At 56.9% G+C, this 15,094-nt stretch carries 16 protein-coding genes; 9 read left to right on the top strand and 7 right to left on the bottom strand.

Annotated features, from left to right (window positions below):
- The first annotated feature begins 157 nt into the window (after positions 1-157).
- The 6 genes from F0155_RS13370 to F0155_RS13345 are packed head-to-tail and all read left to right on the top strand — an operon-like array spanning position 158 to position 6,024.
- Positions 158-1,378 carry a glycosyltransferase family protein gene (locus F0155_RS13370; protein WP_150525030.1) on the top strand — a complete coding sequence of 407 codons (1,221 nt, stop codon included), beginning with the start codon at positions 158-160 and terminating at the stop codon, positions 1,376-1,378.
- A gap of 50 nt (positions 1,379-1,428) precedes the next feature.
- Entirely contained in the window at positions 1,429-2,649 is a 1,221-nt protein-coding gene (locus F0155_RS13365; RefSeq protein WP_150525029.1) for a glycosyltransferase family 4 protein, read from the top strand.
- Between the two features lie 16 nt (positions 2,650-2,665).
- Positions 2,666-3,778 carry a glycosyltransferase family 4 protein gene (locus F0155_RS13360; protein ID WP_150525028.1) on the top strand — a complete coding sequence of 371 codons (1,113 nt, stop codon included), beginning with the start codon at positions 2,666-2,668 and terminating at the stop codon, positions 3,776-3,778.
- A gap of 2 nt (positions 3,779-3,780) precedes the next feature.
- Positions 3,781-4,935, top strand: a complete 1,155-nt coding sequence (locus F0155_RS13355) for a glycosyltransferase family protein (RefSeq protein ID WP_150525027.1) — start codon at positions 3,781-3,783, stop codon at positions 4,933-4,935.
- Positions 4,932-5,690, top strand: coding sequence for a polysaccharide deacetylase family protein (locus F0155_RS13350; protein WP_150525026.1), 759 nt, complete (start codon positions 4,932-4,934; stop codon positions 5,688-5,690). Before F0155_RS13355 ends, F0155_RS13350 begins: the two co-directional genes overlap by 4 nt.
- Positions 5,691-5,718: 28 nt before the next feature.
- Positions 5,719-6,024 (top strand): DUF3088 domain-containing protein, encoded by a 306-nt coding sequence (locus F0155_RS13345; RefSeq protein ID WP_150525025.1) that lies wholly within the window; start codon positions 5,719-5,721, stop codon positions 6,022-6,024.
- A gap of 130 nt (positions 6,025-6,154) precedes the next feature.
- Here the strand turns inward: F0155_RS13345 and F0155_RS13340 are convergent, their stop codons facing one another.
- Entirely contained in the window at positions 6,155-7,951 is a 1,797-nt protein-coding gene (locus tag F0155_RS13340; RefSeq protein ID WP_150525024.1) for a diguanylate cyclase domain-containing protein, read from the bottom strand.
- Positions 7,952-8,219: 268 nt separating this feature from the next.
- Entirely contained in the window at positions 8,220-8,714 is a 495-nt protein-coding gene (locus tag F0155_RS13335) for a peptide-methionine (S)-S-oxide reductase (protein WP_150525023.1), read from the bottom strand.
- A 329-nt stretch (positions 8,715-9,043) separates the two neighbouring features.
- Between F0155_RS13335 and nthA the strand changes: the two genes are divergently transcribed.
- From nthA to F0155_RS13320, 3 genes are read left to right on the top strand one after another with little or no spacing between them, the layout of a single operon-like run.
- Complete coding sequence (nthA, locus tag F0155_RS13330) at positions 9,044-9,670, top strand: nitrile hydratase subunit alpha (protein ID WP_150525022.1); 627 nt, start codon at positions 9,044-9,046, stop codon at positions 9,668-9,670.
- Complete coding sequence (gene nthB, locus F0155_RS13325; RefSeq protein ID WP_150525021.1) at positions 9,667-10,326, top strand: nitrile hydratase subunit beta; 660 nt, start codon at positions 9,667-9,669, stop codon at positions 10,324-10,326. The genes nthA and nthB overlap by 4 nt, the downstream gene beginning before the upstream one ends.
- Complete coding sequence (locus tag F0155_RS13320; RefSeq protein ID WP_150525020.1) at positions 10,313-10,669, top strand: nitrile hydratase accessory protein; 357 nt, start codon at positions 10,313-10,315, stop codon at positions 10,667-10,669. The genes nthB and F0155_RS13320 overlap by 14 nt, the downstream gene beginning before the upstream one ends.
- 99 nt (positions 10,670-10,768) lie before the next feature.
- Here the strand turns inward: F0155_RS13320 and F0155_RS13315 are convergent, their stop codons facing one another.
- From F0155_RS13315 to F0155_RS13295, 5 genes are all read right to left on the bottom strand, one after another.
- A complete protein-coding gene (locus F0155_RS13315; RefSeq protein WP_150525019.1) occupies positions 10,769-11,668 on the bottom strand; it encodes an SLATT domain-containing protein in 900 nt (299 codons plus the stop codon).
- Positions 11,655-11,984 (bottom strand): hypothetical protein, encoded by a 330-nt coding sequence (locus F0155_RS13310; RefSeq protein WP_150525018.1) that lies wholly within the window; start codon positions 11,982-11,984, stop codon positions 11,655-11,657. Before F0155_RS13310 ends, F0155_RS13315 begins: the two co-directional genes overlap by 14 nt.
- Before the next feature lie 192 nt (positions 11,985-12,176).
- Positions 12,177-12,770 (bottom strand): class I SAM-dependent methyltransferase, encoded by a 594-nt coding sequence (locus F0155_RS13305; protein WP_150525017.1) that lies wholly within the window; start codon positions 12,768-12,770, stop codon positions 12,177-12,179.
- Positions 12,771-12,841: 71 nt separating this feature from the next.
- A complete protein-coding gene (locus tag F0155_RS13300; protein ID WP_150525016.1) occupies positions 12,842-14,029 on the bottom strand; it encodes an ABC transporter permease in 1,188 nt (395 codons plus the stop codon).
- Entirely contained in the window at positions 14,026-15,051 is a 1,026-nt protein-coding gene (locus tag F0155_RS13295; RefSeq protein WP_150525015.1) for an ABC transporter permease, read from the bottom strand. The genes F0155_RS13300 and F0155_RS13295 overlap by 4 nt, the downstream gene beginning before the upstream one ends.
- Positions 15,052-15,094 lie beyond the last annotated feature (43 nt).

Raw genomic sequence — 15,094 nt, 5'->3', positions numbered from 1 at the left:
ATTTCACCAGCCACGTTTGTGAAACTGTTACCGATCCGCCATTGACGCCTTCGACGACATTTGAAAGGGTACGCCGTGCAAATGCTGAAAAAGGCATGGCAAAAAGTCATGTATCGGGGCATAAGGCGGCACACTCTTAAAAGTTCCAGATCGACGTATGCGTTCAAAGTCACCAAAGATTCTGATTTACAGCCACGATTCCTTCGGCCTGGGGCATCTTCGCCGCTGCCGGGCAATCGCGCATTCTCTGGTGAAAACATACGATGACCTGTCCGTCCTGATCCTGTCCGGCTCGCCGATCATCGGCAGCTTCGAGTTTCGCTCGCGCGTTGATTTTGTCCGCATTCCCGGTGTCATCAAGCTGCGCGACGGGGAATACACACCCCTTTCGCTGCATTTGAACATCGAGCACACGCTGGAAATCCGATCGTCGATCATCGAGCACACCGCCAAGGTGTTCGAGCCGGATATCTTCATCGTCGACAAGGAACCACTTGGCCTGCGTGGCGAGGTTCTGGGCACGCTGGAAGCCCTCAAGAACACCAAGACAAAACTGGTGCTCGGCCTGCGCGATGTCATGGATGATCCGGAAATTCTCCGTCAGGAGTGGGAACGCAAGAACGTCATGCCGGCCCTTCGGGACCTGTATGACGAGATCTGGGTCTATGGCCCACAAGACATGTGCAATCCGGTGGAAGGCATCAAGCTGCCGGAAAATGTTCCCGACAAGATCCGTTACACCGGGTATCTGCGTCGCCACATGCCCGAGAACGCGGAAAACGCTCCGCTGCCCGAACCCTTTGGCGAGCAACCCTACATTCTCGTGACGCCCGGCGGCGGCGGTGACGGTGTTGAGCTGGTCGACTGGGTGATGCGTGCCTACGAAGCCCGCAAGCGCCCCTTGTTTCCCGCGCTCATCATTCTTGGTCCGTTCATGCCGGCAGCAGCCGTGTCGCAGTTCACCGAACGCGCCGAACACCTTCGCGATGTTGAAATCCTGCGTTTCACGCCGCAGATCGAGCCCTATCTTGCCAGCGCCAGAGCAATTGTCGGCATGGGAGGCTACAATACGTTTTGCGAGATCCTGTCCTTCGACAAGCCGACATTGATGGTCCCGCGCATCATTCCGCGCCGCGAACAGGCCATCCGCGCGGCATGCGCCGAAGAACGCGGCCTCCTGAAGGTTCTACCGATCGACAAGTACCCCGATCCAGTTCTGATGGCAGAAGCCTTGGCCGAGCTGCCCTATTCTCCGAGCCCGTCAGCTGCCGGGATCGAGAACCTCATGCTCGGACTGGATCTCGTCGGCGACCGCGTAGGAGAAATCCTTGAAGAAAACCGCGCAGAACAAGATCGCCGCCAGATCGTGAATTTCTAAAAACGCAGCACGCTTCACCTGCTGCGACAATCAGACAATCGAGACCTGTCATGTCCCGCATCGCCGTTGTGGTCAAAGGCTATCCGCGCCTTTCCGAAACCTTCATCGCCCAGGAAATCCTCGGGCTCGAACGGCGCGGCGTTCCGATCCTGATCGTTGCGCTGCGCAAGCCCTATGACCCCTATATTCACGAGCTGCACCGACAAATTTCCGCCGATGTTCTGTATTTGCCTGAATATGTGAAGGATGATCCGGCAAGAGTGGCCAAGGCAAAACGCTGGGCGGAGAAGCAGCCGACCTATGCAGCCGCCAAAGCCCTGTTCGATGCGGACTACGCGCAGGAAAGCAACGCCAACCGCCAGCGCCGCTGGGCGCAAGGCTGTGTCTTTGCCCATGAACTGCCGGAAGATGTGACCTGGATCCACACGCACTATCTGCACACGCCCTGCTCGGCCGCCCGCTATGCAGCTCATCTTGCCGGAAAGGGCTGGTCCTTCTCCGCGCACGCGAAGGACATCTGGACAAGTGAGGAATGGGACCTGCGCACCAAGCTTGATGATGCAGCCTGGGGGGTGACCTGCACCAAGGTGAACGTGGATCATCTGAAGTCGCTGACAAAAACCCCGGACAAGGTGGAACTGGTCTATCACGGGCTGGATTTTTCCGGCTTTCCCGAGCCTGCGGAAAAAGGATCAGGCCGCGATGGATCAGGCGACGCAGTTCAGCTGGTGTCGGTTGGCCGTGCGGTGGAAAAGAAGGGTTACGATGACCTTCTGGCCGCCCTCGCCTCCCTTCCCGAAACACTCAACTGGCATTTCACCCATATTGGCGGCGGAGAACTTTCCGACGCCCTGAAGGCGCAGGCCGCAACGCTTGGCCTCAGCGAGCGGATTACATGGCGCGGCGCGCAGCCCCGCGAGGAAGTCATCAAGGCCTGTCAGGCATCCGATCTCTTCGTATTACCCTCGAAACTCGCCAAGTCCGGCGACCGGGACGGACTTCCCAATGTTCTGATGGAAGCCCAGTCCATGGGCCTGTGCTGCCTTTCCACGGCAGTCTCCGCCATCCCTGAGCTGATCATTCCCGGCAAGACGGGCGTGCTGGTGCCGCCGGCCGATCCGAAAGCCCTTGGTGTGGAACTCGGCAAGCTGATTGCTTCTCCTGCCGAACGCGAGCGCATGGGCAAAGCTGCTGCTCACCACGTGCGTTGCCACTTTGCCACCGAACCGGGGCTTGACCATCTGGCGGAAAAGTTCAGAAAGGTTCTGTGACCCACGGACCCCGCTCATGAAAATCTCCTTCACAGCGCCGATGAAGCCGCTCGATCATCCGGTCCCCTCTGGAGACCGGACCATGGGACGGCTGATAGTTCGGGCTCTGGAAAGCGCTGGGCATGATGTGCGGATCGCCTCCAGCTTTCGCAGCTGGACAAAGACTGGCGACGAAAATGCCCAACGCGCCATTCGGGCCAATGCCCTTGAAGAAGCGGACAGGATCGACGCGCATTGGCAGGATGAGGGCTACAGACCGGACATTTTCCTGACCTATCACCTCTACCACAAGGCCCCGGACTGGATCGGCCCCACACTTGCGGACCGTTTCGACCTTCCCTACGCCATTCTGGAAGCGAGCCGCGCGCCGAAGCGAAAAACAGGCGACTGGGCCTTCGGTTTTGCAGAAGCCGACAAAGCCCTCCAGAGAGCCGATATGGTCGGCGCCCTTCACAATGCCGACGCCGGTTGCCTGAAACCTGTCCTGCCGCAAAACAGGCTTTCCGTCATCCTGCCCTTTATCGACGCGGCACCCTATCAGACCGTCGAGAGCCGTCCGCCCCCTTCCATTCCACTGAAGCTGCTGACTGTGGGCATGATGCGCGCGGGCGACAAGACCCGCTCCTACCGGGTGCTTGCACAGGCCCTTGCCGAGGTGTCGGACCTCCCCTGGCACCTGACCATCATCGGAGATGGCGAGGCACGAGATGAGGTTCTGGCCCTCTTCCCGAAAGCCCGCCTTACATGGCTCGGCGCATTGGCGATGGAAGAGCTGCCCGCGCACTATGCCGCCCATGACCTGTTCGTATGGCCCGCCATTCGCGAGGCATTCGGCCTTGTGTTTCTGGAAGCACAGGCCAGCGGACTGACGGTTATTGCCGGAGACACGTTTGGTGTACCCGATATCGTGAAAGATCAGGTCACAGGACTGCTGTCAGCGGAAGGAGATGCGGTTTCCTTTGCCGGAAACCTCCGCAAGATGCTAGAGAATCCGGCACTGACCCAAACAATGGGACAAGCAGCCGCCCGTCACATTTCAGCCAATCATACCCTCCAAGCCGGAGCACGGCGGCTGGATGACTTCCTTGCCCGTGCCATTGCAAATCACAAGAGCCGGACCACATCCTGATCATGTCTTTCAACGTTTTCATTCATGTCCAGCACCTCTTGGGCACCGGCCACGCGGTGAGAGCCGCAAGTATCGGCAAGGCATTGATGGAACGCGGCGCCAGGGTCACCCTTGCGACCGGCAATATGTTGCCGCCAACGCTGGATACGGGTGATCTCAAGATCGTCCAGCTGCCGGCAGTGCGCAGCCCCGATGCCGTCTTCAACCGCCTTGTGACGTTGGACAATGAAGATATTGACGATGCTTGGAAAAAGTCCCGTCTTGAATCAACACTTGAAGCCTATCAGGCAGAGCCATTCGACCTTCTGCTGACTGAAACCTACCCCTTTGGGCGCCGTCAGTTCGAGTTTGAACTGAGCGAATTGCTCAAGCTTGCCAAGGCCCGTTCGCAACCTCCGCTGATCGCAACGTCAATCCGCGATATCCTCGTGCGCAAGCAGGAGCTCTGGAAAGAGGAATGGATGGCCGATCAGGCGCTGACCCACTATGACCGGGTCCTTGTTCATTCCGACCCGGACTTTGTGCAGCTTGGCGACAGTTTCCCCTTCGCAGACCGGGTGGAGCACCTTGTGCGCTACACGGGCTATGTCGGTGGCGGAGAGCGTCCGGAGCCCCCGGAGGGTGTGGGCGAAGACGAAGTAATTATCTCCTGTGGCGGAGGTGCTGTTGCGGAAAACCTGCTTTCGGCAGCCCTTGAGGCCCGCCCACTATCCCGACGGGCGGATGACGTTACGTGGCGCATTCTGGTCGGCCATGACGTTTCGGAACAGGCCTTCCAGATCCTGAGGAAAAGCGCCACAGAAGGCCTGATTGTCGAGCGGGCGCGCAAGGATTTCCCGGGCCTGCTGAAGCGGGCGCGGTTGTCGGTCAGTCAGGCCGGTTACAACACGGTGCTGGATATCCTCATTGCCAGCGTGCCTGCCGTCTTTGTGCCCTTTGCACAGGTAAAGGAAACCGAACAGGCACAACGCGCAGATGCCCTTGCCGCTCATGGCCGTGCCGTGGTGACGCCAGAAAAGGATCTAACCCCGGAACGGCTTGCCGCGGCCATCGACGATGCCCTCGCGCTTCCCCGCTCCGGCCACAAGGTGATGCTGGGCGGCGCAGAAAAAAGCGCGGACATCCTGATGAACGACCTCAAGGAGCGGGCCGCATGAGCTATGACCTTGCCCGCTTCCGCAAAGAGCTGACCGAACACCTCGACTGGTTTGCCGAGCGCGGCCGCAAGGTCCGCTTCTGGTGGCGCGATGATGACGCCGTCGAACCGACGGAAGATCTCGACCGGTTGCTGGCCATCGCCAACGCCCATCAGGTGGATGTCGCCCTCGCCGTGATCCCGAAAGATGCGACCGAGGCGCTTGCAGAGCGTCTGAAGAACGAACCGCACGCGCTTGTCCTCCAGCATGGCTGGCAACACAGGAATTTCCAGCGCAAGGATCTTGGCGAAAAGGCAGCCGAACTCGGCACGCGCCGCGACGCCGACGAACTGATGGACCAGCTGGCACAAGGCAAGGCGCGGCTGATCGAATTGTTTGGCGAGAAATTCGTGCCGGCCATGGTGCCGCCATGGAACCGGATTGCGCCGGAAATCTCCCGCCGCCTGCCCGGCATTGGCATCACCGGGCTTTCCACCTTCACATGGTTGAATTTCCCTCGCCCAGGACAGGTTCAGTCGCATGTGGACATGATCAAGTGGAAGAAGGACCGCCGTTTCATCGGCTGGGAAAGCGCCCGCGCACGGCTCGACCTGCAGCTCTGCCGCCGCCGCACAAACCCGTCAGAACCGCTCGGCATCCTTTCCCATCACCTTGCACATGACGATGGCTGCTTCGCGTTTCTCGACGAACTCCTGACCATCGCCGCCCACCACGAAGGCGCGGAATGGCCACGGGTGAAATCGCTATTCTCCTGATTGTCTCCCTCATCGGATCTGAGTGAAAATGACCGACACGCTCTACATTCTCGACAACACTTTTGCCGACCCTGCCCATGGCGGGAAGGTTTTTTATTGCGAGCATTGCATCATCATGGAAGGCCTGCTTGCCGCCTATCCGCAGCTTGCTGAAAAACTGACCGTTCGCCGGATAGACTGGCCACGCCCGCGCAAGGAGATTGTCGAGCTTCTGGGCGAGGAAAACCAGAACCTGCCCGTTCTGGTGCTCGCCGAAGGGGGCTTCATCAACACCAAGGATGACATCCTGAAAGCCCTGAGCGAGCGCCACGGCATTCCGCTTCCTCATCCATGATCGCTTTCGAGCTCTGGTTTCGCGGACCTAAAGCATTTCCAGGCGAAGTGGATACCGGTTCGCCGTCAGGAAATGCGCCAAATCAGATATTTAGAGCACGTCGAGTGATTCAGTGAATGCGAGACGTGCTCTAACTGCCGATCAGCTCCACCTGCTTAAGCTCGCTGGCAAACGCGTAGCGGTTCTTTCCCTGTGCCTTGGCTAGATACATGGCCGAATCCGCAAGTTTCAAGAGGTTGGTTACTTTGGTTGCATCTTCGGGAAAAACAGCGATCCCGATGCTGACGCCGAGACGGATCGGGTGTCCGTCCTGACCAAATGGCAAACCCAACGACGAAATCAACGCGTTCGCGGTCTCAGCAGGCTTCCGCTCGCCCTGCCTGTGCTGCAGAACAATCAGAAACTCGTCACCGCCCAACCGGGCCAGGAAGTCATTCTCATCGAGGCAGCTCTTGAACCGCTTGCCGATCGTCTTGAGAACTTCATCTCCAAAGTCGTGACCCAGCTTGTCATTTGCCTGTTTGAAGCCGTCCAGATCACAGAACAGGATTGAGACTTCCCTACCCTCCCCCTCCCGTGCCTCGGCAACTGCCTGCCCGATATGGGTGAGAGCAGATTGGCGATTGGGAAGGTCCGTAAGCCCGTCATGGTTGGCCATGTAGAACAATTGTTGACGCAATTGCTCCCGATCTGTCGCAAATTCCTTCAGGTTGATCAACGCCCGTGCCATCAGCCCCACTTCATCCTTGCGATCGCTGACAGCGACATTGGTGCTCAGATCATTTGCGGCCAACCTCTGCATGGTTCGCACCATCGACATGATCGGCGACGAGAGGTCGGTTGCCAGCAAATATCCCAGAACTGCAATAAGGAGGCCGAGCGCAACACCAATCACCCCCAGATACCGGCTGAGCTGACCGACCGGCTCCACAACCTCCGCCTCGTCGATCTCTGCCAGAACGGCCCACCGAACGCCCATGACATCCAGCGGTTTGTAGGCGGAATAGACCGAAATACCTCGATAATCGGGGGTGATATGGACCCCTTCTTCGCCACCGAGCGCAGCCCGCACCGATGCGGTATCAACGGTGCGCCGCAGGATGCTGTTTGAAACAAAACGGGAGTCGCTACGCATGAGTTTGCCAGGGCCAACCAGATAGGTCTCCCCGGATTCTCCCATCCCCGCCGTCACATGCATGATGGAATTGATCAGGTCGATGGAAATCTGGAATGCCAGAACTCCGAGAAGCTCACCCTTCTCATCAAAGACAGCTTTGGAAATGAACCCAGCCGGTTCGTTGCCGCTCGGTGCATAGGGCAGGAAGTCGGAGAACGACGGCTCCAGATTGTTCTGGCGTTCAATCGCCAACTTGAAGGCTATGCCAAGGCCCGTCGGCCGGTCCGTTTCCAGAACATTTGTCGCGAAATCGTTTTCCTTTAATGCCGTGTATACAATGTTACCTTCCACATCGATAAGAAAGATGTCGTAGAAGTTCGCGGTAACGATCAATGTATTGAAAATCGGGTGGTATTTTCTGTGAACGTTGCTATAGGCAGAACCATCAACCGCCGAAAGGTATTTGTTCTTCTGTCCGGCGGAAAACGGATTATCCGTGATGTATTTCTTCTGCAGATACTGCGAACGATTTCCTTCAATATCCTTCCAGGCAACATTGAAGTCATTGAAGGACGACCGGATCAGCGGGCTCTGCGCATGGAAAATCAACTCGCTTTCCACGTCACCAAAATACCTGGCAAGGGTTTGCTCGCGAGACTCTAACAGAGCATAGAGATGAGATTTGGCTCCGTCATAAAGAGCTGACGTTGCCTGAAGATATGCAACGGTTCCGGTAACCAGCGCTGCAAGAAGCGCAAAACAGATCATCACTAGAGGAAATTTAAGTGTGATCCTGACATCTCTCAGCATGAACACATTATCCCAACTCTACTGCCGTCAATTCGGCTCTCGCCACCTGTTTCAAGCGACTTAAGGTTTGTTTCCAGAACGAAAAACAAAAGCTCAAAAAAACCCACTACCGGAGGACAAAAACGCGAGGACAAATGCAATCATTAATAGAAATGATTACAAGGAAGGACTAAAAAAGCAATATTTTCAGAGGATTTTGAGCAACCAACAATCGCAAAAAATCGGGAATAACTTTGAATATTTCAAGTGCATCTACGTAATTTACAATTCAGGATTGTCCTACATGTTCTGTGAACTGCTTTCTGAGAAGAGTGAGTTTAGGGTCGATATAGGTCTGGCAGAACGGTCGTTCGGCGTTTTTCTCGCGGTAGTTCTGAAATCGCTCGTCAGAAGCGCGAAAGCCGCGATGCTCCAGAACCTGCGTGACCAGCGGCTCGTCAAACCCCTCCTGAAGCCTCGCCAAAATGCGCTGCACCTCGGCTGACTGGTCCTCATCAAAGACATAGACCGCGCTGCGATATTTGCCGCGCATTTTGTGATTGGATGTGGAGGCGTGAGTGCGCAGGTGAATCTCGGTCAGAACCTCCAGTGGAATGATCCCGGGATCGAAAATCACGCCAACCGCCTCCGACCAGCTGTCATGCGGTGCGTCGGACATCATGAAACCCTGATCGACCTGGCTCACGCCGGATAGCGCCTGAAACACAGCTTCGGTACACCAGTGGCATCCGCCGCCAAATCCGATTTTCTGAAGCCTTTTCATTGCCCTGCCCCATGCTTTGAGGTTTCAGATTTGTGATCTCGCAGCGGCCTTGGCAAGGGCAGGTCAAAACAACTCTTCATCACCGGGAGTTGACAGGAGGAATAGTTCCGAATTGAAACACTTAGCAACCATTCTCGTTCCCAAAGGTCCCGCATCAAGTGCGGGACGGCACCTTGCAAATCCGCCCCACCGTCCCGGCCTTAGCGCCGGGACCTCCACCTTGGATGTACGCACCCAAATGCGCTTCAATCCAATAACCCACTTGGATCATCGGCAAATCACCGTAAGATCAGCCCTCTGTGTTTTTTGTGCAATTTTCAGGAGCTCCCATGTCGCACGATCATGACCACGATCATTCCGAGCTTTCGGAAATCGAATTGCGTGTCCGGGCGCTGGAAACGCTGCTGACGGACAAGGGCTACATTGATCCACCTGCACTGGACGAGCTGATCGAGACCTACGAGACACGCATCGGACCGAAGAACGGCGCGCGGGTGGTGGCCCGTTCCTGGATTGATCCCGAGTATCGGCAACGCCTCATGAGCGATGCGACAGCGGCCATTGCGGAATTCGGTTTCACCGGCCGTCAGGGCGAGCACATGGTGGCGGTGGAAAATACGCCCGACACCCACAACATGGTCGTTTGCACCTTGTGCTCCTGTTATCCGTGGACCGTGCTCGGCTTGCCCCCTGTCTGGTACAAATCCGCCCCTTACCGCTCCCGCACCGTGCGCGATCCGCGCGGCGTTCTCGCCGAATTTGGCGTCACCTTGCCGAAAGAGACCCAGATCAAGGTCTGGGACTCAACGGCGGAAGTCCGCTATCTGGTCGTGCCAATGCGCCCGGCGGGAACAGACGGCTGGAGCGAGGACAAGCTTGCCGAGCTTGTGGTGCGCGACAGCATGATCGGCACCGCCCTCGCCCTTGATCCAGCCAAACTGGAGACAGCGGCATGAATGGCGCACAGGATCTCGGCGGCCAGATGGGCTTCGGTCCCATCGAAATCGAGGAAAACGAGCCGAACTTTCATGCCAAATGGGAAGAGCGCGCCTTCGCCCTCACCCTTGCCATGGGTATGACCAGCAGCTGGAACATTGATACCTCCCGCCATGCCCGCGAGACGCTGCATCCGGTCGATTATCTTTCTTCCAGTTATTACGAAATCTGGACCAAGGGTCTGGAAAAGCTGCTGCTGAACGCGGGGCTGGTTTCAGCGGAAGAACTGAAGGCCGGAGCGGCGCTTGGCCCGGCAGCTCCGGTCAAGCGCATCGCCAAGGCGGAAGACGTTGCCACGATCCTCGCCAAGGGGGGGCCTGCTGACCGCCCGCAAACCCAACCGGCGCGCTTCAAGGTGGGCGATAAGGTACGCACCAAACGCATGCATCCGGAAGGCCACACCCGCCTTCCGCGATATGCCCGTGACTGCATTGGCGTGATCGAGGCCGTTCACGGTGTTCATGTCTTTCCGGACAGCAATGCAGCCGGAAAAGGCGAAGCTCCGACCTGGCTCTACAACGTCACCTTCAGGGGAACGGACGTCTGGGGCGAGGACAGCGACCCGACACTGACCCTCCAGATTGACCTGTGGGAGCCCTATCTTGACCTCGCCTGACCTTCTCGCCGCCCTGCCCGCCATTCCGAAAGATGACGGCGGCCCGGTTTTTGCCGCGCCGTGGGAAGCCCGTGTCTTTGCCATGACCATAAAGGCTCATGAGGCAGGCCTCTTCAGCTGGAACGAGTGGGCGGAGACCCTTGGTGCCGAGTTGCACAAGGACGATGACCTGCCTTTGGGCACAGCCGCCCCCGGCTATTACGATCACTGGCTCGCCGCGTTCGAAAAACTGCTGACCGCAAAAGGCGTTGCAACAGGGTCAGTCTTGTCGGATCTCAAATCCGCATGGGACAATGCAGCCAAATCCACACCGCATGGTCAACCGATTGTGTTGGAGCGATAAGTTCGATGCGGCGTCGGGCCCCCCCCCATATTTCCTGAAAATTTCATCCCGGCTAAGCAAAGCGCGAGCCGGGATCGGGGGGCCCGGATCTCAGCAACATCAGTCCACCTGACTGGATTTGGAAATATTTAGATTTTCACTGCCAATTTCTCTGGCAGCATGTCTGAAGGCCCAATCCGGAATATCTGGCGCTTCCTCAGCGGCATTATTGAGCTCGATTTTAATCGAATTTATTTTTTCCAAAATTACTGCTGTCAAATTAAGGTCACCATCGACCGCGAGCACCTCAAGCTTGATCTGCTTCGCGTCACGCCTGACGCGAATATATTTATTCGCTGCCACACGATGTCTTTGTGACCTCAGACTCCAATTGATCGCCGCATTGAGCAGACTGAGCACCAGCCCTCCAAACGCGATAACCTGAGTAAGAGGAACGATGATTGAAGAACCAAGACCAAGATAGTCAGTCAGTCCCTTCAGAGACTCAAGGCCGAGTGAGGCCGTCAGAGCCGTTGATACAACCAAAGGGTAGGTTACGAAGTAGTCTTGACGCTTTGCGAAAACATCTGACGCATAAAAATGACACGTCAAAGACCACCGACAATCGTTAATATGCTCATCCAGCTCCAGCAGGAGCTTCTCTTTTGCGAGCGTGTATTTTGGAATGCTTCCTGACAACCAAGAAAGCACCTCTTTGGCAGCGCTGACTGACCGAAAAACATACGGGTTCGCCGAAAAATCATGGTCGTCAAACTCGACTATAATTGAGACATGATAAAGTTCGACTAAGGCCTGCGCTATGTCCCTCCGGGGGCACTGCCTTATGAATTCGAAAACCGCACTTTCAGTGGATCTATACACAATACCTTTCTCGTCGAGACGCGAGAAAATGCTTCGTCGCACGCTTATCCAAAGCAACGAAATGCACGACCGATAGTCGCCTTGGCGTTCGGCGTTTAGCGCAGCCTGCAAATAGGCATTGATCTCAGGCTTCAGCATATTCAGTTCGCCCAGAAATAACGTTCTTTACAAATGCTGTATCCGCACGAGCGTACTTGGACCGCTTTATAGGTGTGCAAGTAACTAGCCGACCTTCTTGAATGGATAGATCCAGAAGCGTACCGGAGAGCATCTCTATAACAAAAAGTGGCGATACCTCATCATCGGTCAGGACGGCAAGGTCAACGTCGTTCTCTGAAATCTCGAAAACGAAAACTTCGACATTCAAATTTTTTAGATGACGCACGATCTCGCGGCTGAGGCGTGAGCCAACGCCACCCCCCGCAGCTTCGGCGGAGTTCTCACCATCAGTCATGTTGTCGAGCCCCAATTGTCATGCAACAGATACGGATAGTCACCACGTTTGACAATTCCCTTACCAGCCTAAAACGCCCCGCCTTGTAGGTAATTAATGTGATACAACGTTAGGAAGTATGGCCCCAGCCCGCATCGTGGCTCACCGATCCCGCGTCAAGCGCGGGATGACGAAAAAGCAGTTGGGAAAGTCCTACCTCACCGGCTTTACAAGCCGCATGCGCCAGGTGACGTTTTTCTTGTCGGAGGTCAGGCGGTAGTCGTCGAGAACGTCCCACTTTGTCTCGTCGTCCGTCGACTCCCAAAGCTTGGCAATCAGCTTGTTTGCTCCGGAGGTTGGCTTGTTCGGCGCGTACATGGAAAAGGCGATGACGCCGTCTTCCTTGAGGAACGGCACGTAACGGGCAACAACCGCGCCGGGATCTTCGGCAAAATGCAGCACTTCGTTGAAGACGATCGCCGAAAAGGTTTCGCCCTCGTTCGGCGCGAAGGAGTGCATGTCCCCTGCCCGCAACGAGGCAATCGCCGGATCGACATTGGCGATCTTCAGCGAAGCCGGGGACAGGTCAACGCCGACATAGCGCTTGAGGCCCATCGGCGCGAGGCGCTCGTACAAAAGCCCTTCGCCGCAGCCGATATCCAGAACTTCGGCATTGCTGTTGGTCAGGTTCAGCCACATGCCAATGACGCCGTAGCGCCCGCTCTCGGGCAGCGAACGCAGAAACGCCCAGCGTCCGGCCTCGTATTCCTGATCCCACCCTTCGGCGGTGCTGGCGTTCTTGGACATGAGGTACTCCAAACCTGAAATAAATCACGCCCCGGCGATGTGCCGGGGCCTGTCTGCAACTGTCAGACTGTTCACTTATAGGGATCGGCGGCGTCGCGCAAACCATCTCCGAGGAAGTTGAACGCCAGAACCACAATAATGATCGGGATAACCGGCGCCATGAGCCACGGATAGACCGTCACCACCGAGATGTTCTGTGCCTCGTTCAGGAGAACGCCCCATGAGACAGATGGACGACGCAGCCCGAGATTGAGGAAGGAAAGCGCCGTTTCGCCGAGGATCATGGAGGGGATGGACAGGGTCGCCGAGGCAATCACGTGGCTGGTGAAGCCCGGCAGCAGGTGCCGTGTGATAACGCGCTGTGGCTTTGCTCCCATCAGGACAGCCGCCTTGGCGTATTCTTCCTCGCGAAGAGAGAGAAGCTTGGAACGCACCGCACGGGCAAGCCCCGGCCAGTCAAGCAACCCGAGAATGATGGTCAGGCCGAAATAGATCCAGACCGGGCTCCACGTCACCGGCAAGGCCGCAGACAGCGCCATCCAGAGCGGCAGTTCCGGCAGCGAGCGCATGATTTCGATCACACGCTGGATCAGGTTGTCGGCAAGGCCGCCAAAATAACCCGCGATACCGCCAAAGAAGAGGCCAAGCACGATGGAAATCGTCACGCCGACAAGGCCGACGGTGAGCGACAGACGTGCGCCATAAACCAGACCGGAGAATACGTCGCGGCCCAACCGGTCCGTTCCCAGCAGGAACAGAGTGCCGCCTTCCGCCGGACAGAACAGATGGAAACTGCCATCCACCAGTCCCCAGAACTTGTATTCGTCGCCAAAACAGAAGAAGCGGATGGGCTGCACCTGAGACCGGTCCTCGGTGAAGACCCACTTCATGCTGTTGAGATCGACTTCCGACTTCTTGCCGTAAACGAACGGTCCGACAAACGACCCCTCGTGGAAGAGGTGGACACTTTGCGGTGGTGAATAAAGATGCGCGTTGTCCCGCGTGTTGGCCGTATAGGGCGCGATGAATTCGGCGAAAGGCACACAGAGGTAGAACAGGATCAGCACCACGCCGGACCAGACGGCGAGCTTGTGGCGCTTGAACTTCCACCACATGATCTGCCACTGCGAGGCCTGATAGTAGCGCTCCTGTTCCGGCGTCATCTCCTCGGTGGTCACCGGATCAAACGGGGTCGGATCAACATAATGCTCAACGACGCCACCCGGTTGCGGCTGGTTCTTGTCCAGATGATCGGTCATTGTGATGCCCTCCCGCCGAGACGAATTCGTGGATCAAGCACCGCAAGTAGCAAATCCGAAATCAGCATGCCGACCAATGTCAGCATACCGACGAACAACAAGATGAACCCGGCCAGAAACTGATCCTGGCTTTGCAGGGCGGTCAAAAGCACCGGCCCGACGGTGGGCAAGTTCAGAACAACCGACACGATGACCGACCCTGAAACAAGCGACGGGATCAGGTTGCCGATGTCGGCAATGAACGGGTTCAGCGCCATGCGCAGCGGATACTTCACCAGAAGCTCGCGTTCCTTCAGGCCCTTGGCACGGCCCGTCGTCACATATTGCTTGTGAAGTTCATCCAGCAGGTTCGCCCGAAGACGGCGGATCATGGCCGCGGTACCCGAAGTTCCGATAACGATGGTCGGCACGATCAGGTGCGCCAGAACGGACAGGGCCTTATCCACGCTCCATGGCTGGTCGATATATTCAGGCGCCATCAGGCCGCCAACCGACAAGCCAAACCAGCGATTGAACAGATAGAGCAGGATCAGACCGAGAAGGAAATTCGGTGTCGCAAGACCGATATAGCCGAGGAAGGTGAACCCGTAATCCCCCCAGGAATACTGGCGCGTGGCAGAATAGATGCCGATGGGGAAGGACAGCACATAGACAAAGAGGATGGTGGCAAAGTTCAGCAGCACGGTAAGGGGCAAGGTCGGTCCGACCACCTCCGCCACCGGCTTGTCGAATTCGAACGACCACCCCCAATTGCCTTGAAGAAGGCCGTCAAATCCATGCGGCCCCGGCCACATGCCGATCCACACGAGATAGCGTTCGAAAAACGGGCGATCGAGCGCAAATTCGGTCCGCAGGAATTCCAGCTTCGCAACGGAAGACTGCTCGCCGGAAGACTTCAACGCGGCAATCTGGTTCGAAATATAATCACCGGCGGGCAATTCGATAATGAAAAAGGTCAAGAAACTGATCACGAACAAGGTCGGGATCATCATGAGTATCCGCCGAAATATGTAAAACAGCACCTTGTCCCCGTCCCCTCGTCACTTCGGCTGGGTTTACCCGCAG

It is taken from the genome of Roseibium sediminis, assembly GCF_008711325.1.
GTDB lineage: Bacteria > Pseudomonadota > Alphaproteobacteria > Rhizobiales > Stappiaceae > Roseibium > Roseibium sediminis.
Note: the sequence above shows the minus strand (reverse complement) of the source record. Positions and strands in the feature narration are given on the sequence as shown.

Excerpts from the sequence above, each read along its gene's own strand:
- nthA (WP_150525022.1), top strand. The coding sequence starts at position 9,044 with ATGTCGCACGATCATGACCACGATCATTCCGAGCTTTCGGAAATCGAA.
- F0155_RS13345 (WP_150525025.1), top strand. The coding sequence starts at position 5,719 with ATGACCGACACGCTCTACATTCTCGACAACACTTTTGCCGACCCTGCC.
- F0155_RS13365 (WP_150525029.1), top strand. The coding sequence starts at position 1,429 with ATGTCCCGCATCGCCGTTGTGGTCAAAGGCTATCCGCGCCTTTCCGAA.
- F0155_RS13310 (WP_150525018.1), bottom strand. The coding sequence starts at position 11,984 with ATGACTGATGGTGAGAACTCCGCCGAAGCTGCGGGGGGTGGCGTTGGC.
- F0155_RS13315 (WP_150525019.1), bottom strand. The coding sequence starts at position 11,668 with ATGCTGAAGCCTGAGATCAATGCCTATTTGCAGGCTGCGCTAAACGCC.
- F0155_RS13370 (WP_150525030.1), top strand. The coding sequence starts at position 158 with ATGCGTTCAAAGTCACCAAAGATTCTGATTTACAGCCACGATTCCTTC.
- nthB (WP_150525021.1), top strand. The coding sequence starts at position 9,667 with ATGAATGGCGCACAGGATCTCGGCGGCCAGATGGGCTTCGGTCCCATC.
- F0155_RS13340 (WP_150525024.1), bottom strand. The coding sequence starts at position 7,951 with ATGCTGAGAGATGTCAGGATCACACTTAAATTTCCTCTAGTGATGATC.
- F0155_RS13300 (WP_150525016.1), bottom strand. The coding sequence starts at position 14,029 with ATGACCGATCATCTGGACAAGAACCAGCCGCAACCGGGTGGCGTCGTT.
- F0155_RS13360 (WP_150525028.1), top strand. The coding sequence starts at position 2,666 with ATGAAAATCTCCTTCACAGCGCCGATGAAGCCGCTCGATCATCCGGTC.
- F0155_RS13335 (WP_150525023.1), bottom strand. The coding sequence starts at position 8,714 with ATGAAAAGGCTTCAGAAAATCGGATTTGGCGGCGGATGCCACTGGTGT.
- F0155_RS13350 (WP_150525026.1), top strand. The coding sequence starts at position 4,932 with ATGAGCTATGACCTTGCCCGCTTCCGCAAAGAGCTGACCGAACACCTC.
- F0155_RS13355 (WP_150525027.1), top strand. The coding sequence starts at position 3,781 with ATGTCTTTCAACGTTTTCATTCATGTCCAGCACCTCTTGGGCACCGGC.
- F0155_RS13305 (WP_150525017.1), bottom strand. The coding sequence starts at position 12,770 with ATGTCCAAGAACGCCAGCACCGCCGAAGGGTGGGATCAGGAATACGAG.